Origin of the sequence: Sphingomonas sp. OK281 (assembly GCF_900115295.1) — a bacterium.
Lineage (GTDB): Bacteria > Pseudomonadota > Alphaproteobacteria > Sphingomonadales > Sphingomonadaceae > Sphingomonas.
In genome coordinates, this window is sequence record NZ_FOVZ01000005.1 from 20,904 (window position 1) to 40,964 (window position 20,061).

The following is a 20,061-nucleotide window of genomic DNA, read 5'->3' on the forward strand; positions in this document are numbered from 1 at the left end:
TACATCTTTCAGATTATCTATGATAAATTCCGGCAGGGGGCAGCAGCTGGCTACTTCGTGCGATCAACGATCGGGTCATGCGTCGCGTCGAACCAGGCGCCGAATTGTGCAAGATCACCGCTTATTCGCATCTCGCCGGTGGTCAGGAGTTGATCGCGGGCCTTGGCGAAGTCTGGATCGTCGCTGTACAACAGGTTGAGCGTCCGCGCGGCCGCAGTGGTCAAATTGTTAATAATGTCCGCTTGCTCGTTCTCGCGAACGCCGACACGGAACGTCATCACACCGTTCCGGATGTCGAGCCGGATGCCCTGTCTGGAGCCGTCGGCCAGTTCGGCCCCATCGGTGTAGCGCTCGACGAGCGACAGGTTCATGTCGCGGGGAAGATGCGCCCGAGAGGCTGCCGCAACGAGCAGATCCCCAACCATCTCGAACCATTCGGTGGTACCCTGCAGCAGCTTCTCGGTGGGCATCCTGGAACTCCTGGTTTGCTCAAGGACACGATCACGCGACGGTGAGGATGATCTTGCCTCTTATATGCCCTTTCGCAGCCCGCTCGTGCGCCTTGCGCGCGTCGGCGAGCGGAAAACTGCTGTCGATCGCGACACGGATCGTGCCGTTGTCGAGCAGCCGACCGATTTCCGCGAGCTGTGCGCCGCTGGAGCGGACTTGCGTCGTTGAGATTGTAATGTCGCGCTGACCTGCCTCTTCGCCGCCCGAGGCTCCCAGGCCGAAGATTGGGAAGAGCGCACCGCCTGCTTTGATAACGCGCAAAAAGCGACTTGTTGTCGGTCCGCCGATCGTATCCACGACAAGATCCACGTCGCGAACAAAATCCTCGGGCGGCGTTTTGGTGTAGTCGATGAACTCGTCGGCACCCAGGTCCCGAAGGAAGGATTCGTGCTCGCCGGACGCTACCGCGATCACGCGCGCTCCCTTCCATTTGGCGATCTGCATTGCAAAGTGGCCGACGCCACCTGCCGCTCCGTTGACGAGGACGGTCTTGCCTTCGAGCGGCACAGGTACATGGGGAAACGACTGGATCGGGTTGGGCACGTCATGCCCTTCCGCGATCAGGAACTGCCACGCGGTCAGCAGCGACATTGGCACAGCGCCGGCGTGAGCGTGATCGATGCCGAACGGCTTCTTTGCAGCCTGTATTGCAGGGACGCTGACAAATTCCGCATACGCCCGGCTGTCGCCGAACATGCCTTCCGGGAAACGGACCATCGAGTAGACCTCGTCGCCGATCGCGAACTCCTCGACATCATCGGCAATCTTGTCGACGACCCCAGACACGTCCGTGCCCAGCGTTATCGGGAAATCTCCTTCTGGTCGCCACTCGGGTGGAAGCGCCTCGAACCCCTCACGCAAATACCAGTCCGGCGGATTGAGGCCCACTGCGTGAACCCGGACCAGTATCTCCCCTGCCTTCAACTCAGGCTTGGGCGCCTCACCATAAACAAGGACTTCTGGACCGCCAAATTTGAACTGTCGAACGGCCTTCATTGATTCTGCCATTGCTCTACCTTTGCGGACATGGGGAAAATTCTCTGACAGAAATTGCTAACTGTTCGGCAGGTCGTTTCGGCCGCGACGGGCGCACCCTCATCTAAGCGCAATACATCGAAACAGAGAGGGCAATAAAATGTTATAGTGGCTATTCATTTCTGGATGGCGGACGCCGATGCAAGCCTTGAATAGGGCGGTCCGAACGTCATAATCTGGCGCATTCTCATCCGTCAGATGGATTTCGACCAATGTGCGCGCTCCATGAATCCTCTTGATTGGTCATTGCTTAGATCGTTTCTCGCAGTGGCGGAGACGGGTTCTTTGTCAGCCGCTGCGCAGCAGGTCGATGCTGCACAACCAACCCTCAGCCGCCACATTCGGGAACTTGAGACGATTTTGGGCGTGTCGCTTTTCTCTCGTTCCTCGCGCGGACTTGAGCCTACCGAAGCAGCGTTGGGACTTCTCGGCGACGCCCGTGCGATGGGCGACGCAGCCGAGGCTTTGACGTTGAAGGCGTTGGGCCGGTCGCAGCATTTAACGGGAACGGTGCGCATAACGACGTCGGTGATGGTGGCTAATATGTGGCTACCGCCCATTCTTGCCTCGCTGCGCGTCGCTGAGCCGAGCATTCAGATTGAGCTCGTTCCGTCCGACCTGAACCAGAACCTACTCCGTCGCGACGCCGACATCGCGATACGGATGGTTGATCCAACCCAAAACGCGTTGATCGCGCGAAAGTTGGGGGACGTGCCGGTCGGACTGTTTGCGACTCGCTCCTACTTTGACCGCCACGGCCGGATCGCGATGATGGAAGACCTTTTGCGGCACGATGTCATTGGTTTCGATCGCAGTGAGGTTATCCTCAAGCTTTATGCAGCGGCGGGGTATCCTGTCGCTCGCGAGGCCTTCCCTATCCGATGCGACGATCAGATGGTGGGCTGGAACCTCCTGCTGGCCGGCGCCGGGATTGGCTTTGCGCAGGTGATGCTCGCCGATCGTTACCCTGAACTTGAGCGCGTTGATATCGACATCATCGCGCCGATGCCGGTGTGGTTGGTCATGCACGAAGACGTTCGTAGCAACGCTCGCATTCGACGTGTGGCCGACTTCATGGGCGATGCGATCAGCGATTTGATTCGTTAAAGCACGGCTCCGGGGAAAGGCGTGCAGTCTCGTGACGATCGCACGGTCCGCAGCGAAATGCGAAGACGTCGGGGAGGCGGCCGGAGCGATCATGCCGCTTGACGGATCTCGTCCTCGGGCTCGGTCGAAACGTCCAGCCCCGTCGCGCGGAGCAGATAGCCGGCAGCGGCTTCGGCCTTGGCGGCGGCGGTCATGATCGCGAGGCTGTCCTTGCGCAGCACCTTCAGCCACGAGGCGATATAGGCGGCGTGGTCATCGAGGCGCGAAGTGGGAAGGCCGAGATCCGCACCAAGCAGCGCGGAGGTACCTTCCCGATAAGAAACTAGGCACGGGAAGGTCGCTCATTCGGCTATGCGGGCCCTGCCTCGGTACGGTTTTCCCAAAATCGTTCCCAATTCGAATTCTCAAAATTTTCGCTCCCGATAGGGAGTTATGAGAAGGAGTAGCCATCGGAGGGCGGCCCCGGCCGAAGCCACTCTACGTGTTCAACAAACGGACGTTTTCTGGACAGGTGCTTCCCGTCCCCTCAGATGCAGAAAAAACCACGCGCTCTCAAATAGTTAGACAGGGCGATCGTTCAACAAACGGGGGCTTGTGAACGGTTCAACCCGAGCGATCGGCAAAGCGAAATAGGCCCGAGCGCACCTGCCCTCAAAGGCCCTGAGGCGGCCACATCCAAGGGTTTGCCGTCTGAAGACCCGCGCTGCGAGCGTCGGCTTCTATCCGATCCCGCCGTTCGCGCCCGACGATTTTAGTGACCGCTTTGTCCCACGTGCCGACGTTACGCATGGCCGTTGCCTTCAGCCAGCGTTATCAGCGACGGAATAGAAGAAGTTGTTGCGCAGCCAGGCTTCGACGTCCAATTCTCGCCATCCGACGCAGCGCAAGCTGATCCTGACGTTGCCGGGGAACGTGCCGGCGCTGACCTTGCGATAGAGCGTCGACCACGTCAGGCCGGTGCGGCGGCGAACCTCGGCGATACGGATGATGCTATCGGGCTTTTCGGACATCGAAGGTTCTTGCAGATGCGGTGAACTTCGACGGACCTTCTATGCTGTCTTGAGCTGAAAGAGAGTAACTCTCTGGGGTTCTGGGGGGCCTGTTCAGGGGCAATGGGCGGAGCCGCGGCGCGTTCGAGAATGACATTCGCCCGCTATGCGCAGATGCAGCGACGCCGATTCTAATCTGCCGCCTCGCTACGATCCTTTCAGTCGCTCCCTCAACAGCACACGGATCGCCTCCGGTCGCGAAGGCTTTGGATCGGGCAGCGACGCGATCCATCGGTCAAGCTCGGCGAGTTGATCGGGGGCTAGGCGAACACCAACGAGGTGACCGATACCAGTGGGCGGGCGCCCCATCTTCTTTTTTGTTAGCAAAATGTTTCGCCGTGCCATATAAGGTGCTAACAGAAAGTCGGCTCGACCGGAAGTTGCACCTCCCAGCCGAGCCTGACCACACCGTCTGGTTGGAGACGACATGGCTGAGGACCCTTTAGCGCCGCGCGGTCGCGCGGCAACAGTGTCGCGTCGCGCCTTGTTGGGTGGGATCGCGACAGCGCCAATAGCAAGCGCGATCCAGGGCGGCTTCGAGCCGCTCACTTGGGATGATGCCATCCACGCCTATGCGACGGCATATCACGCCCACGAGGGATTTCTCTCGACAACGCTCCGCCCTGCGTATCGCCGGTTCGACGCGGATTTGCCCGCCTTGCGATGCAACGATCGCGGTGACGCCGCAGCGGTCAGCCTCAGAGATGTCAACGCGGCCGTTCAGGAGGCCGAGCGTTGCATCGTCGATGCAGGTGGAGATCGTGCCGCGATCCTCGCCCTGCGTGCAGTCAATCCGGACCATGCTGCTGCTCGGCAACGGCTCGCGCATCATCTGTCGAACCGTCGGGTACGCGGGCGCTTGATGCGCCGTCACCGCGTCTTCGAGCTAGAGGAACGCGGCAACGATCTTGCTTTGGCGAGAGGCGATGCGCTTTTCCGAGTAATCGCCACTCCGGCACCCAACCGTGAGGGCGCGCTGCTCAAGATGCGGCTGGCTTACCAAGAGATCCTCCGCCCCGAGGATCATGACGGCGTCGTACGGAAGATCTTCGCCGACATCGAACGGCTCTGGCAGTAGGCACCTCACCGTGTTTCTGGATCGGGGACTGTTGCACTATCCGAAGATGCGAACGCGCGCTTGCCTCGCCGCCGCCATAGCGCCAGCACCTGATCGCGGCGCTCGCTGCGCAGAGCGGCGGCAACCTCGAGCATCGCACCGTAGAGTACGGCGCGATCGTCGTCGATTAGTTCGACCAGCCCCGCCTTAGCAATCAGGCCGCCCAGTTCGATCAGCTCGTGCGTTCGCTCGCGGCGCTTCATCTGCCAGTGGCGCAGGTCACGGCGTGCCTGCGTCGCCACCAGTCGGTTTCGCGCTGCCGCCGTCCGGCGAAGCGCCACGCATGTTGTCGCGATTGCCGGGCGCAGTGCTCCGCGTCTTCGACTGAAAGAACGCTTCGCCGCGCTCATCCCATTCCTTCAGGGTAACCGCGTCCTCCATGTCGACGGCTGCGAGCAGGGCACCGGCAAGCTGTTCGACCGGCAGGACGTCGGCGCCGGTCGCGATCACCAGCTCGCCGAGCTGCTGCACCTTGCGGGTTTTCAGCAACTGGGCGCGGTCGCGTAGCGCCTTCATGTCCGAATCATAGTCACGGGGTTTACGCATTGAACCGTCCTCAATGGTATATCGAGGACGGTTCAGTTAGAGAGGCAGTCGATCAGCGTAAATAGCCTGAAATGCAGTGGGACGAAGTCGTCCCGAGATAGATGAAATCTTCGAAGGGCGCGCTTATACGTCGTGCCGACGTCGCTTGTGTAGTGTAGATGGATCGCCGTCATGGCGATCTACCACTTCTCGGCAAAGATGATCTCCCGCGCAAACGGCTCGAGCGCGCTCGCCGCGGCGGCGTATCGCTCGGCGTCGCGGCTGCGCGATGAGCGGCTCGACCGCGCCCACGACTTTTCGAACAAGGCCGGTGTCGTCCATTCCGAAGTCATGCTGCCGGACGGCGCGCCGGAGCATCTGCGTGACCGCGAGCGACTGTGGAACGAGGTCGAGGCAATAGAGGTGCGCAAGGACGCGCAGCTCGCCCGCGAGATCGAGTTCGCGCTGCCCCGCGAGCTGGATCAGGCGCAAGGCATTCGGCTGGCGCGCGAGTTTGTGAAGGCCGAGTTTGTCGACCGCGGCATGGTCGCCGATCTCAACGTGCATTGGGATATCGGTGCGGACGGACTTCCCAAGCCGCATGCCCATGTGATGCTCACCACGCGTAGCGTCGGTGAGGAGGGGTTCGGACCGAAGGTGCGCGACTGGAACCGCACCGATCTGCTCGAGCGGTGGCGCGAGTCCTGGGGCGAACACGTCAACCGCCGGTTGGCCGAACTGGATATCGATGCGCGCGTCGATCATCGCTCGTTCGAACGACACGGGATCGACCTCGAGCCGCAGCACAAGATCGGTCCGGCTGCATCGCGCCGACCAGGGCAGGGACTGGAGAGCGAACGCCTCGACGAGCATGTCGAGATCGCGCGATCGAACGGCGACAGGATCATCGCGCAGCCGGGGATCGCGCTCGATGCGATCACGCGGACGCAGGCAACCTTTACCCGCCGCGATTTGGCGATGTTCGTTCACCGCCATAGCGATGGCAAGGACCAGTTCGACGCCGCGCTGGCAGCGGTCCACGCCAGTCCGGATATCGTCGCGCTCGGCAAGGACGGGCGCGGCGACGAACGCTTCACCAGCCGCGACATGATCGAGACCGAACAGCGGCTCGTGAATGCCGCCGTGCGGCTGGACGCAGACCGCCGCCACGGCGTCGACGAACAGTATCGCAAGCTCGCACTGACCCGCGCCGAGATGCGCGGGATGGTCCTGTCGTCCGAACAGCGTAGCGCGTTCGATCATGTGACCAAAGGGCAGGGGATCAGTGTCGTCGTCGGCTATGCCGGTACCGGCAAGTCGGCGATGCTCGGCGTTGCGCGCGACGCCTGGGAGAGTGCCGGCTATACCGTCCGTGGTGCCGCGCTGTCGGGTATCGCCGCCGAGAACCTCGAAGGCGGATCGGGTATCGCGTCGCGCACGATCGCAAGCCTTGAACATCAGTGGAAGCAGGACCGCGAACTCCTCACATCGCGCGATGTGCTCGTCATCGATGAGGCTGGAATGGTCGGCACGCGGCAGATGGAACGCGTCATCGCGGAAGCCGAGAAGCGCGGTGCCAAGGTCGTGCTCGTTGGCGATCCCGAACAGCTCCAGGCGATCGAAGCGGGGGCAGCATTCCGGTCGGTTGCCGAGCGTCATGGCTCCGTTGAGATCACCGACATTCGTCGCCAGCGTGAGGACTGGCAACGCTTGGCTACACGCCAACTGGCAACCGACCGGACGGGCGAAGCAGTGCGCGCTTATGAGGAGCACGGCCATGTCCATGTCGCCGAGACACGCGATCAGGCGCGCGCCGATCTGATCGAGCGCTGGGACCGCGACCGCACCGCCGCACCGAGCGCATCCCGCATGATCCTTACCCACACCAATGACGAGGTGCAGGCGCTGAACGGGGCCGCGCGGCAGCGGCTTCGGCTTGCCGACCAGTTGGGCGAGGACGTTACGATTCAGACCGAGCGTGGTGCCCGGGCATTTGCCGCGGGCGACCGCGTCATGTTCCTGCAGAACGAACGCGGTCTCGGCGTGAAGAACGGATCGCTGGGCACCGTGCAGAGCGTCACGACCGCCCGCATGGCGGTGATGCTTGATGATGGTCGCCATGTCGCGTTCGACATCAAGGAGTATGCCCAGCTCGATCACGGCTACGCCGCCACCGTGCACAAGTCGCAGGGCGTGACGATCGACCGCGTGCATGTGCTGGCAACGCCGGGTCTCGACCGGCACGCAGCCTATGTCGCGCTGTCGCGGCATCGCGACAGCGTCGACCTCCATTATGGCCGTGACGACTTCGCCGATCAGGGCAAACTCGTTCGCACGCTGTCGCGCGAACGGACGAAGGATATGGCGTCGGACCATGGGCGTGAGCGTTCGGCTTCGCCTGACCGAGCCTTTGCCGATCGGCGCGAGATACGCTTGTCCGCGCCGGTGACGGAGATAGCGAAACCAGCGCCGACGCGCGCACGTGATCCATTCGCCGGTCTCGACCTGCGGGCCGCAAAGCCAGCGCCGACGCGCAGTATGTTCGACGGGTTGTCGCTTCCATCACAACCACCCCTGCAGGCTGTCGAGCCTACGGGGCTGAACAACGCCGTACAGCGCTATGCGCGGGCGACCGCGGATATCATGCGAATGCGCAAGGACGGCTACACCGAACTGCCGCACCAGCGCATCGCGTTCGACAAGGCGCGCGATGCACTCAACGCCGTGCGTCCCGAGGCGGCGCGTGATCTGCGCGCCGCATTCGTGCGTGACACGGGGCTGGTTGACGAAGCGGCGAAAGGTCGGACCGCGACCGCGATCCGCGCTATGGTGCTGGAGGCCGAACTGAGAGCCAGCCCCGAACGGCGCGCCGACCGGTTCGTCGACGACTTGCAGAAGCTCGCCAGGGCGCATCGCGCGCTACGCCATGTGGGCGATGACGTTGGCGCCCGCGCAATCGGTCAGCAGATGATCGGACTCGGCAAAGGCCTGGAGCGTGACGCGCAGGCCGAGTCGCTGATCCGCAAGAGGCTGCCAGAGCTGGGCATCCCGGCCCGCGAGACAGACTCCTTGTCCCACAGCATCCAGGACTATTTCGACCTCTCGCGCCGCCGCGGACTGGGGCGGTAAGTCTTGAATATGGATCAGATCGGCAGCCCCAATGAGCCTGAGAACGACGCGGCGACCGCGTTCGGTGAGGTTCGCGCCGAGATCAGTCTGCTACGCCGTGCGGTCGAACGGCTTACCGATGAGCGCACCGCGCAGCCTGACTATGCGCCTAGCCTGGAGGCCATTGCAAAGCGGCTTGAGGATGTCTGCGTCTGGGCGAAGCGCGTGTCCGAACGGCCGGCGCTGGGGCTTACACCTGCCAACCTTGCGCGCCAGATTGCCGAGGCAGGCGAAACTGTCCGTACCCGCGACAGGGATATGCTCGATCGCGCTGGCAGGAGAATGGACGACGCTGGTAGTCGTATTGATGCGATCATCGCGCGGGCGCGCTCTGCTGCCGAGCAGGACCGCGAACTGAACCGGAACCGTATCGCATTCGGCGTGGCGGGGATGGTGCTATGGGCGATCCTGCCGGGGGCTGTTGCCCGCTCGCTGCCGGTGGGCTGGGCCGTGCCCGAGCGGATTGCTGCGCGCATGCTGGGCACCGATATGTGGCAGGCTGGTCAGAACATGATGTTCAAGGCCGATCCGGCTCGATGGAGTCGGATCGTCAGTCATGAGCGTCAACGTGCGATGCAGGTTTCACAACCAGGGAGGGAAGCCGTATTTGTCGCGCGTCCGTGACCAAGACTTAACTCGAACTTAGTTCTGCCGTTCGATGCTCGCTCGCCCGATAACTGGCTCACTGATCATAATCGGCCATTATGGCCAGCGGCGCTATGAGCCGCATCAGCAGGTCGGACACATGGCCGCACCAATCAGCATTGCAACGCCACTGTTCAAGCTTGCCATCGGAGTGCCGTCCACACTTGAATCAAATTGAGGTGGCCCCCTAAATGACCTGACAGGGCCCCGCTCTTAGATAAGAGTGAGGCATATGACTGACGGTACGATCAGGCGTTACAATGCTGGCGAGGTCCCTTCCTGTGGTCAGCGCTGGAGGCGGTGGACACCGGAGGAAAAGGTCCGGATCGTCGAGGAGACGTATCTGCCCGGAATTGTGTCGCTCGTCGCCGGCCGGCACGGCATTGGTGGCAAATCAGATCTTCACCTGGCGGCGCCTGACGGCGCAAGATGCGTTGACCGCCGCGGCAGCGGGCGAGGAAGTGGTGCCGGCGTCCGAGTACCGTGCGCTCGAGGCGCAGGTGCGCGAACTACACCGGCTGCTCGGCAAAAAGGCTATGGAGAACGAGCTGCTCCGCGAGGCCGTGTCCCGGGCCGCAGGCCCAAAAAAACTGCTGTTGCGCCCGACCTCGTTGCCGCGGGATGGACGGTGAGCGCGGTCGCAGAGGCGGTCGGCATCGCTCGCCCACACCTGTCCGCAAGGCACCATCGCCCAGCGTCACGACCACGCGGACGACCGCCGCTGCCGGATGCCGAGCTGGTCGCCGACATCCGCGCGCTCGTCGCCGATCTGCCGACCTATGGCTATCGCCGCGTTCATGCTTTGCTGCGCCGGCAGGCCGAAAAGACCGGGCGCAAAGCGCCCAATCCGAAACGCGTCTACCGCGTCATGAAGGTGCACGGGCTGCTGCTACAGCGAGACGGCGAACGCCGCGAGGAACGACGTCACGACGGCCGGGTCGCCGTCGACCTCCGCAACACCCGCTGGTGCTCCGACGGGTTGGAGATCACTTGCGACAATGGCGAGAAGGTGCGTGTCGCCTTCGCGCTCGACTGTTGCGACCGCGAGGCGATGGGCCACGTGGCGACGATGGGCGGCATCACCGCCGAGGACGTCCAGGACCTGATGGTCGCCACGGTCGAGCATCGCTACGGACAGGTGAACCGCGTGCCCGAACCGATCGAGTGGCTCACCGATAACGGCAGCTGCTACACCGCTCGCAACACACGTGCGTTCGCCCGGGGCATCGGGCTGATCCCGCGCACGACCCCGGTCAGTAGTCCTCAATCGAATGGCATGGCCGAGGCGTTCGTTCGCACTCTCAAGCGCGATTATGTCCGTGTGAACCCCAGGCCGAATGCGCAGAGCGTCATCGACCAACTGCCCGGCTGGTTCGCCCATTATAACGAGGTGCATCCGCACCGCGCTTTGCGCTATCGATCACCCGCGAGTTCATCGCGCAAACCTGCGAGGCCCTGTCAGGCCTTTAGGGGGCAACAACACAAATGAAGACATGACTTTCCGGCTCGCCCTCGCCTTGCCTCGCCTCTAAGGAAGCGCACGCGCATGAAGCATCTTTAAGTAGATCAGCTCTGGTGAAAATAATATCTGTCGCATTATATTACTGATGCAACAATGCAAGATGTGACGGCCTTCGCCTTGGGTTTCATTTTGCCTCCCCAGCAATAAGTAATGCAAATGTCCCATGGCGATTGGCCTGTGCCCAGCGCAAAGCACACCTCGTTACGACCGGCATTCCCAGAGAAAGTGCCGGCATAGGATGAGGTATGTCGTGAGCAGTTCGAAACTGATCCTTTTAAGTCTTGGCACGGCGATATCCTTGCTGGCCGTTCCCGCCGCGTGGTCGCAGGTCGCTCCCGCTCCGGTCGATATGACCGGTACGGAAGGTGTGCCACCCGCGCAGGTGGACACCGACACGGGTCTGCAGGATATCGTCGTTACCGCAAACAGACAGGCGCAGAATCTTCAAAAGGTGTCGGCTGCGGTGCAAGTCATCGACGGCACAAAGCTGAAGGATCAGGCGCTAACAAGCATCGGTCAGATCTTTCAAAATACGCCGAGCATCAACGCGACCTCTCAACCGGGCGGCTACAGTATCAACATTCGTGGACAGGGCGGCGATCTGCCGTCCGGATCGGCGCAAGGATCGGTCGCACTGGAATTCGACGGCGTCTACAATGTCCTGTCGCAGGCGACGACTGTCGGCTTCTTCGACGTCAATCGTATCGAAGTGCTGCCTGGGCCGCAGAGCACGCGTTATGGTCCAAACGCGGATGGCGGGGTCGTGAACGTCATCACGAATGATCCCGTCCTGGGTAGCTACGCCGGGAACGCTGCCCTCACGGTGGGCAATTACGGTCTCGTCCGAGGAGAGATTTCGCAGAATGTGCCCATAAGCGATACGCTGGCAGTGCGTGTCGCGGGCGCCGCCATCCACCGCAATTCCTTCCTCGAACCCGGTGGCGGAAACGCCATCGGGCAGTCCGTACGCGCCAAGCTGCTGTATCAGCCGAGCGACGCGCTGAAGATCAAGCTTCAATATCAGTGGGATCACATCGGCGGGACTGGTGCAGGCGTCGAGCCCTACGGGATCAGCAAGGTCGCACCCTATTCCGGGGACAGCATCAACGATCTTTACGGCAATCCCTGGAACCATGGCGACTTCTCGACCAATGGCGTCGATGCCGACGACAACACCGCGAGCATTCATCAGCAGACCGTGCTGGGCAGCCTGAGCTATGGGTTTTCCAGCTGGGCCGCGCTCGACGTTCTCGCATCCTACGTCAAGACGTCGGGCAAGCAGACGTCATGCTATGCCGGGGGGCCGCCTTGGCTCATCGGTGGCGACAAGACGTGTTACGAGTATAATGAGTTTGCGCCCTTCAACCAATACTCGGCTGAAGTCCGGTTGCACAACGCCGCCGGAAGCGCGGTCGTCTGGAATGTCGGATATTATTATTTCGACTATTCCCGCACGACCCGCAATGCGGCGGGGTCCATTCTCGGTTCGACCAGCGGGACCACGACGAACGCGCTGTTCGCCGACGTCACCTACCCGGTCGTCGACAGGCTCCGGCTTATTGCGGGTGCCCGGCAGAGTTGGGACGAGCGGCGGCTTCGCCCGAACGGCCTCGAACAGGCGTTTACGCTTCACCCGAACCATACCGACTACCGCGTAGGTGAAGAGTTCGACCTGTCGCCGACATCGATGCAGTATTTCACGCTGACTACCGGGTATCGACCCGGCGGGCTGGGCGGATACAACGCAGTGACGAACTCGTCCTACAGTTTCAACAACGAGGTCAACAAGGCATATGAGTTCGGTATAAAGAACCGGTTGTTCGGCAATACGCTCCAGCTCAACGCCGACCTCTTTTATTACGATCAGAGCGGATACCAGTTTCAGGATGCGTATCATGGCTATCTCGCGCCAGGGGAAACGACCGCCTGTGCTCCTGGGGATCAGCGCCCTGCGTGCGCGGCGCAGACGTTCGGCCTTGCCGCCTATAGCTTGGGAGCTGAGGCGCAGATCCGATACAGCCCCACGCGCAGCGATGTCTTCGGTCTGTCGGCGACCTATCTCAAGGCGCGCTTTCGCAACAAACAGGGGACCTGCGCAACGCTGGGTGCCCCGGCCAGCAGCGGCGCTTGCCTGATCGGCTACAACGACCAGGGAACGGACGCGCTGCTGTTTGTCGACATCGCAGGGGCCGTACAGCCCCACTCGCCGAAGTTCGCAGGGACGATCACATACAATCACACGTTCAGCTTCACATCCGGCGCGCATCTGACCCTTGGCGGTGACGTGTTCCACAGCGCGGCGTATCTCGTCCATCCCGTCCAGGACTCGAGCGGCTACAGCTATCAGCCTGGGTACGAGCAGTATAATTTGAACGCGAGTTATTCACCCGCCAGCGATAAATGGTCGCTTTCCGCCTATGCACGGAACCTGTCCAATTATGCCGTCAAGCAATCCACGCTGCCGTACACGATCATCGGCGACCCTCTGACCGTTGGCGCCACCGTTAATGTCCACTGGTAAGGCGGGACGTCACGATGCTTGATGTAAGGACTGCGTTCGATGCGAAGACTGCGCCCGACGTAAAGACTCTGTTCGAGGTGAAGACTGCCGGCATGATGACAAAAGCTGCGGGAATGGTGTTGGCGGCTGCGCTGCTGTGCAGTCCGGCCCATGCCGCGACGACGCGCCTCATGGCGGGTGCCGGAAAGTCGGTGATCGAGATAACGCCCGCGATGCTGCCGATCGACGGGTTTGGCCAAATCCACGATCCGCTGGCGGCTCGGGTCGTGGTCGTCGACAACGGCGTCACGCGTCTGGCGATCGTGGTAGTCGATCAAACCTCGATCTTCGACCAGGCGGTGACGGAGATGCGTGATTCGGTCGCGAAGATCGCGCGCACCGGTGCGGACAATGTCTTCGTTATCGCCAGCCATACATTCTCTGCTCCGCACATGGTCTCGCCGGATCATCTACCCCCGGGAATGACGATGTCGGTGGCACAGGCAAGCGCATCTCGTGCCTATCGCGACGCGGTCACAACGGCAGTGGCGCAAGCCGCCGCAGATGCCGTCAAAGGCTTGCGGGAAGCCCGTATCGGCTTTGCCAACGGTCAGAGCGACGTCAACGTCAACCGGAACGTACCGTCGGCCGATGGATCATGGCTGGGGGCCAACGATGCGGGACCGTCGGACAAGGAACTCGCGGTGCTCCGGCTGGAGGCTCCGGACCGCCGCCCGATCGCGGTGCTGATGAACTATGCGGTCCAGTCCGCGATCATGGATCATTCGATCGGGTCGGACGGTACGAAGGGTGTGACGGCCGATCTGGGCGGCGCTGCCGCACGGCAGGTGGAAGGGCAATATGACGGCGCGGTCGCGCTGTTCCTCACCGGTGCCGCGGGCGATCAGGCGCCCGGCTATACGGCGCGTCGGAACGTCTATGACAAGGATGGCCATTTCCGGGGCGAGGATCTCGGGGACAAGGCCTGGACGCTCGTCGACCTTCAGGGGGAACGGCTCGGACAGGAAGCGATCCGCCTGACCGAGGGCGCTGCTGCGTCAAGCAGTTCGCCGGTCTTGCGTACGCTATCCGGCACCGTGCCGCTCGACCGGCAGGAGCGCCCGCGGAACCTTGGCGACATCCGGCCCTCGCGAAGCTATCTTTTCAAGCCTGCGGGAACAGTGGAAGCACCGTGGTTTCTTATGCAGATCGGCGATACCGCCATCGTCGGTGTTCAGGCGGAACTATCGGCGATCACCGGGAAATATATCCGCGACCACTCCCCGTTTTGTCATACGATGGTGGTGACGATGGTGAACGGCGCGGCCAAATACATGCCCGACGCGGCCAGTTATAAGGCCATCACCTATCAGGCCATGAACGCGCAATTCGGTCCGGGGGCGGCGGAAACGTTTGCATCTGCCATCCATGAAGGGCTGAACCGGTTGAAGGCCGGCGCCGATCACTAGGCGGGACGGATTCCTCGATAGGGTCTTGCGGCGATCGCCGCCGGACCGGCAGACAGGCCGGCGTTCGGAAACACTCCGGTCATTTGCAGTAGATACCCGATCATAAGGGATGCTGCGGCCCCCTTCGATACTCAGGAGAAATAGACCGTGAACGATCTGTCGAGACGCGACGTAATGGTGACCGGTGCAGGGTGGACGGGCGCGTCCGTCCTTGCGTTCGGCGCCCAGACGGCGCGTGCGGCGCAGGACCGCAACGGGTTCATGGCGGCCTCCGCGGTTCCTCCGGGCGCGGCCGACGGCCCCGAGGGGCGCAAGCCGAAGGTTCCGGGCTTGCAAGGGATCGCCGCACTCTGCGAAGTCACCGGCGGCGGAGAGAAGGTCTACGGCATCGCGGTCGAATATGATGCCGATATCGACACCGCCACCCTGTCTCTCGATACCTATACCGCAAGCGTCGTTCCGGCGGCGAAGGGCTTTTTCCCCGGCATGCCCGAAACGCCGGACAAGAACGCCACCGCCGCCGCGCCCACGCCCCGAGCCATAGCGGCACTCTACACCAATGCCCGGCCAGCCCTGCGAGCGGATCGGAAGAGCGCGGCCGGCAGGTACGTCATCGTCGAATTCGCACATGATCCGGATCTCAGTCTGCCGACCACCGACAGCGACAAGGTGATGCTGCAACAGGTCAAGGGCGTCAAAACCATTGCCGGCGCTGCCTATGCGGCGAGCGACACGATTTGGAGCAACGCCGGCCGGCGCGGCAACAGCGTCGTCATCCGCGGTGTCGATGCCTGGGAACAGAATCACTGGTGGTGGGACGATACGCGGTCCGCTTGGCTGGAATACAGCATCTACCTCCCGAAATCCTTCCTGAAGGAAGGCGGCGAGCGGCACTCCTATCCGCTCGTCCTCGCGATCACGCATTCGGGTACGAGCTATGACGGCACCTGTGCGGAAACGCTCACGGAACAGTGCATCGCCAGCATCTGGAGCCTGCCCGAGGAGCAGGACAGGCACGAATGCGTCGTCATCACACCGCGCTACGAGCGGACCACGATGAACGACTATTGGGAGCATACGGCCGATGTCGAGAATACCTACAAGCTCGTCCAGTCCCTGCTCCAGAATACGTGGAACTACGGCAATCCCAACCTGGATGACCGGCGCGACAAGGTCCTGAAGATCGATCCCAAGCGGGTGTATTGCACCGGCTGGTCGATGGGGGCGATGACCTCGTTGTGGCTGATGGCACGGCATCCGGAGACGTTCGCGGCAGGGCTGATCATCGCCGGCCAACAGCGACCTGCCGATGTCGTCCCGCTCGCCAAGCAGAACCTTCTGATCATCACCGGAACGCAGGATAACAAGGCCACGCCGTGGAACGAGCGATGCGTCCCCTTGTGGGAACAGGCGGGCGGCAAGGTGACCCGTCCCTCCGCGCGTCTGGATGCGACGCTGATCTTCCCGATCGATCGTCAGCAAAAGCTGACCGAGCAGATGGACGGGTATCTATCCAAGGGGGGCAACATCACCTTCCTGACGTTCCAGGATGTCGACCACATGGGATCGGCCCGAAAGTTCTTTCATATCCAGGCCGCCCGCGACTGGCTGTTCAGCCACGTCAAGGCCTGACCAAACCTAACCAGACCAGCCCAGCCCAGACGTCTAGCCGGCAGGCGGAATGGCGGTGGCGGCGATACGGGAGAAGAATGATGAAGAATTACGTGTTCGTGGCCGGCATGGCAGCGTTGCTGACATCATCGGCCATGGCGGCCCCGCGTTGCGCCGGTCCGGCCTGCGACGGCACGCTAGTGCTGGTCGGTACGCATACCGGGGGGCCGGGGCAGGGGATATTCGCGGCAAAGCTCGATCCCAAGACGGGCGCGCTGACCGCGCTCGGGCTTGCTGCCGAAGTCGAGCGGCCGACCTGGCTGACGCGCGATCCCGGCCGTTCGCAGATCTATGCGGTCAGCGAGACGGGGAACGACGGCAAGTCGCAGGGCGGGGTCTATGCACTCGCGGTGGATCGCGGCACGGGGCGGCTATCGATGCGCAGCCGCGTGGCTTCGGGCGGCGGCGGTGCGACGAACCTCGCCTATGACGCACGCCTCTCGACCGTCTTCGTCGCCAATTACGGCGGCGGTCAGGTGACGGCGATCCCGGTCGCGCGCAACGGTACGCTGAGCGCGGTCGTCTCGACGCAGGTCAATTCGGGATCCGGCCCGCATCCCCGTCAGAAGAGCGCGCACGCGCACGGCGTGACCGTGTCGCCCGACGGCCAATATGTCCTGTCGCCCGACCTGGGTGCCGACAAGGTGTTCGTCTATCGTTGGAGCAAGGACGCACTGACGCCGGCGGCGACGCCGTCGATCGCCTTCGCGCCGGGGTCGGGCCCGCGGCATCTGGTGTTCTCGATCGACGGACGCTTCGTGTTCGTCGACACCGAGCTTACGGGGGAAGTCCATACGCTGCGTTGGGACGCGCACGCGGGGAGGTTGACAGCGGTATCGCACGTAGCGCTCGATGCGCCCGGTTATACCGGCACGCGAAGCGCCGCCGAACTGGCGACCTCGTCGGATGGACGCTTTCTCTACGTCTCCAACCGCGGCAGCAACCTGTTGCACGTCTTTGCGATCGACCGCGTCGGCGGTGCGCTACGGGAGATACAGCGGATCGCCTGCGGGGGGACGTCACCATGGAGCTTCGGGTTCGATCCGTCGGGTCGGTGGTTGATCGTCACCAACGAAGCATCGAGCAATCTCGCGGTCTTCGCGGTCGATCGTGCCAAGGGCACACTCGCCGCGACCAGCAACAGCCTGGCGGTCCCGAAGCCGGTTGCCGTGACCTTCCTTCCCTGAGGCGGATGTTCTGTCGCGCGGCAGAACGACCGCTATTTAACGCGGTGCATCGTCATGCATACCGCGTCGCGCGCGATCGATGCGTCGGGATCGCCACCTCGACCAGTGAGGTGGCGATCCCTGGCTCCCCTCAGAAATCGAACCCGAACGTCGCGCCATAGGTGCGCGGGGCGGCGGTGACGCCGTTGTCGCCGCTGTTGGTGCCGCCGATCTGGGTCCGGTAAACGGCATCGGTCAGGTTGCGACCCCATGCGCGGATGAAGGTGCGGTCCCCTGGCAGATGCCATGTGACGGACGCGTCCACGGTGTTGTAGCTGCCTTGGCGGACGCGCTCGTCCGGCGTGCCGACGAAGCCGTCATTATAGTAATAATTGCCCGAGATGGTGAACTTGCCCGCAGTCGCAGTCGGAATATCCAGCGATCCGCCGATGCTGGCGGTAAATGCCGGGGTGTTCTGAAGGCGGTTGCCGGACGCATCGCCGACGTACAGGCAATTGCCGCCGAGCGTGGTGTTGAGCGGGCTGAGCGTACCCTGACAGGCCTGCGCGGTGGTCTGCCCTGGTGCGATGATCGCGTTGACGGTCGCGTTCGTCGCGGGCAGCCGGGTCAGCGTGAAACCGGCGGCGAGCGGGAAGGGGACGCTCAGGATCGCGTTCGAGAAGTCGGTGTAGCGCGCATGCGTCCAGTTGACGCCGCCGAACACCCGCAGGTTGCGGGTCACGCGGACCGTGAAGTCGGCGTCGACGCCGTAGATGTGCGCGCCGTCGGCGTTATAGGCGCTGTTGACGCCCGAGATCACCTGCTGAACCTGGATGTTCTTCTCGTTATAGTAATAGCCCGCGACGTTCAGCCGAACGCGGCGATCGAAGAGGTCGGATTTGATACCGATCTCATAGGCATCGACGACGTCCGGCTCGAGGATGACGATCGGCGTCGCCTGTGGGATATAGGCGCCGCTGCGGAAGCCCCGATTGTAGCTCGCATAGGCGAGCAGTTCGGGTGAGAAGCGGTGATCGAGCGACAGCCGCCATGTGAGCTTCTTGAAGGTGCGGTCCTCGTTGACGGTCGGCGATACCGTGGTGACGCGCGTGTTGCCGTTGTAGGATACGGTGTCGGCGGTCAGTTCGCGGTCGTCATGCGTGTAGCGCAGCCCTGCCGTCAGGTTGGTGCTTTCGCCGAGGGTATAGGTTCCTTCTGCAAATCCGGCATAGGAATCCAGCGTCTGCTGGTTGATGTTGTCGACATAGCCATTGCCGCCGAACGTGAAGAGACCGGTCGTCCGCGCCGGGTTGTTCCCGGCCTTGGCATGCAGCAGGAAGCCGCCAAGAACCCATTTGAACGGACCGCTCCCTTCGCCGACGAGGTTCACCTCCTGCGTCAGCTGCTCGTCGAACTGGCTGTTGGCGATGACGATCCGGCGCTGGGTGGTGCCGTCGGGGTCGAACGAATAGTCGAAATCCGATTTGCGATACGCCGTGATGCTTTTCAGCGAGATACTGCCGAAGTCATGTGCGGCGGTCAGGCTGCCGCCATACGCCCGCGTCGTCAGGTTGGGATCGACATCCGCGTAGATATCGTGGTCCGGATCGCCACCGAGCGCGGTGATCTGGTTTGTGACGTTCTGGCCGAGCGCATTTCCGTCAATGTTGCGGAATGCCGGATCGCTTGCGTCGCGGCCGTTGAAATCGGCAGCCAGCGTGATCTTCGTTGCGTTGTCCGGTTCCCATAGCAGCTTCGCGCGACCGCCCCAGGTGCGGGCCGTCTGGACCTCGTTGCCGGTGAACAGGTTGGTGCCGTACCCCTTGTCGCGGTTTTCATACTGCATCGCGAGGCTCATCGCGACGGTTTCGCTGAGTCCGCCCGACACATAGGCGGCTGCGGTCGTCGTATCGTAATTGCCGAAGCCGAACTCCGCACGCGCGGTATGGGCATAGCTCGGTCCGAGCGTGGTGATCTGGATCAGGCCGCCGGTCGCATTGCGGCCGAACAGCGTGCCCTGGGGGCCCTTCAGTACCGCGACCTGCTCGGTATCGTACAGCGACTGCAGGATGCCGAACGACGCGCCGTAATAGACGCCGTCGACATATACTGCGACCGGGTTCTCGATGCCGGGGCCCTGGCCGGTGGCGCCGATACCGCGGATACGCGGAAGGCCGATGCCGCCGGTGGCCGTGGTGATGTTGAGTGCCGGCACCGTCGCCTTCAGGTCTTCGGTGCTGGTGATGTTGGCGGCGCGGAGCTGGTCGCTGCCGAGCGCGGTGATCGCGATCGGCACGTTCTGCGCATTCTGCGACCGCTTCTGGGCGGTGACGACGATATCCTCGACCCCGCCGGTGTCTTGGGTCGCGGGCGCCTGCGTGGTCGCGGTTTCCGTCGGACTGCTCGATGGCGGCGCCTGTTCGGCCGGCAACGGTACGGTTGCACCCGTCTGGGCAAAAGCGGGACAGGTCGCGGCCAGCGCGAGGGCGCTGGCGCTTACGGTCAGAAGGTGACGGATTCCCAACGGTGCGGTGTGCCGCATATCAACATCCTCTACCTGTGCGACGCCGTGTTCCG

General features: G+C 62.7%; 14 protein-coding genes and 2 pseudogenes. 9 read left to right on the forward strand and 7 right to left on the reverse strand.

Annotated features, from left to right (window positions below; genetic code table 11):
* Nucleotides 1-50: 50 nt before the first annotated feature.
* On the reverse strand, nucleotides 51-470 hold the full coding sequence (locus BM244_RS16810; RefSeq protein WP_093400100.1) for a hypothetical protein: 420 nt from the start codon (nucleotides 468-470) through the stop codon (nucleotides 51-53).
* Nucleotides 471-501: 31 nt separating this feature from the next.
* Nucleotides 502-1,518 carry an NADP-dependent oxidoreductase gene (locus tag BM244_RS16815; RefSeq protein ID WP_093400101.1) on the reverse strand — a complete coding sequence of 339 codons (1,017 nt, stop codon included), beginning with the start codon at nucleotides 1,516-1,518 and terminating at the stop codon, nucleotides 502-504.
* Nucleotides 1,519-1,743: 225 nt separating this feature from the next.
* On the opposite strand from BM244_RS16815, the gene BM244_RS16820 reads away from it, so the two are divergent.
* Nucleotides 1,744-2,652 (forward strand): LysR family transcriptional regulator, encoded by a 909-nt coding sequence (locus BM244_RS16820; RefSeq protein ID WP_217649143.1) that lies wholly within the window; start codon nucleotides 1,744-1,746, stop codon nucleotides 2,650-2,652.
* An 89-nt stretch (nucleotides 2,653-2,741) separates the two neighbouring features.
* Here BM244_RS16820 and BM244_RS23810 read toward each other — a convergent pair.
* Nucleotides 2,742-2,963 (reverse strand): annotated as a pseudogene (locus BM244_RS23810) (zincin-like metallopeptidase domain-containing protein); the annotation flags it as partial.
* 489 nt (nucleotides 2,964-3,452) lie between these two features.
* Entirely contained in the window at nucleotides 3,453-3,662 is a 210-nt protein-coding gene (locus tag BM244_RS16830) for a helix-turn-helix transcriptional regulator (protein WP_093400102.1), read from the reverse strand.
* 466 nt (nucleotides 3,663-4,128) lie between these two features.
* Here BM244_RS16830 and BM244_RS16840 point away from each other — a divergent pair, with 466 nt between their 5' ends.
* Entirely contained in the window at nucleotides 4,129-4,779 is a 651-nt protein-coding gene (locus BM244_RS16840; protein WP_139226959.1) for a hypothetical protein, read from the forward strand.
* Between the two features lie 5 nt (nucleotides 4,780-4,784).
* Here the strand turns inward: BM244_RS16840 and BM244_RS23385 are convergent, their stop codons facing one another.
* A complete protein-coding gene (locus tag BM244_RS23385; RefSeq protein ID WP_254784515.1) occupies nucleotides 4,785-5,060 on the reverse strand; it encodes a conjugal transfer protein TraD in 276 nt (91 codons plus the stop codon).
* Nucleotides 5,038-5,364 carry a conjugal transfer protein TraD gene (locus BM244_RS16850; RefSeq protein ID WP_093400105.1) on the reverse strand — a complete coding sequence of 109 codons (327 nt, stop codon included), beginning with the start codon at nucleotides 5,362-5,364 and terminating at the stop codon, nucleotides 5,038-5,040. Before BM244_RS16850 ends, BM244_RS23385 begins: the two co-directional genes overlap by 23 nt.
* Nucleotides 5,365-5,535: 171 nt before the next feature.
* On the opposite strand from BM244_RS16850, the gene traA reads away from it, so the two are divergent.
* From traA to BM244_RS16885, 7 genes and pseudogenes are all read left to right on the forward strand, one after another.
* The gene (gene traA, locus BM244_RS16855; protein ID WP_093400106.1) at nucleotides 5,536-8,472 is read left to right on the forward strand and encodes a Ti-type conjugative transfer relaxase TraA; all 2,937 of its coding nucleotides are present in this window, start codon (nucleotides 5,536-5,538) and stop codon (nucleotides 8,470-8,472) included.
* 9 nt (nucleotides 8,473-8,481) lie between these two features.
* Nucleotides 8,482-9,135: a DUF6118 family protein gene (locus BM244_RS16860; protein WP_139226960.1), complete on the forward strand. Its 654-nt coding sequence runs from the start codon at nucleotides 8,482-8,484 to the stop codon at nucleotides 9,133-9,135.
* A gap of 253 nt (nucleotides 9,136-9,388) precedes the next feature.
* A pseudogene (locus BM244_RS16865) lies at nucleotides 9,389-10,645 on the forward strand (IS3 family transposase).
* Nucleotides 10,646-10,928: 283 nt separating this feature from the next.
* A complete protein-coding gene (locus BM244_RS16870) occupies nucleotides 10,929-13,199 on the forward strand; it encodes a TonB-dependent receptor (RefSeq protein ID WP_175518265.1) in 2,271 nt (756 codons plus the stop codon).
* A gap of 14 nt (nucleotides 13,200-13,213) precedes the next feature.
* Nucleotides 13,214-14,647, forward strand: a complete 1,434-nt coding sequence (locus BM244_RS16875) for a neutral/alkaline non-lysosomal ceramidase N-terminal domain-containing protein (protein ID WP_093400109.1) — start codon at nucleotides 13,214-13,216, stop codon at nucleotides 14,645-14,647.
* A gap of 147 nt (nucleotides 14,648-14,794) precedes the next feature.
* On the forward strand, nucleotides 14,795-16,279 hold the full coding sequence (locus tag BM244_RS16880; RefSeq protein ID WP_217649144.1) for a prolyl oligopeptidase family serine peptidase: 1,485 nt from the start codon (nucleotides 14,795-14,797) through the stop codon (nucleotides 16,277-16,279).
* An 80-nt stretch (nucleotides 16,280-16,359) separates the two neighbouring features.
* Nucleotides 16,360-17,505 carry a lactonase family protein gene (locus BM244_RS16885; protein WP_175518266.1) on the forward strand — a complete coding sequence of 382 codons (1,146 nt, stop codon included), beginning with the start codon at nucleotides 16,360-16,362 and terminating at the stop codon, nucleotides 17,503-17,505.
* Nucleotides 17,506-17,635: 130 nt separating this feature from the next.
* Here the strand turns inward: BM244_RS16885 and BM244_RS16890 are convergent, their stop codons facing one another.
* A complete protein-coding gene (locus BM244_RS16890) occupies nucleotides 17,636-20,026 on the reverse strand; it encodes a TonB-dependent receptor (RefSeq protein ID WP_093400112.1) in 2,391 nt (796 codons plus the stop codon).
* Nucleotides 20,027-20,061 lie beyond the last annotated feature (35 nt).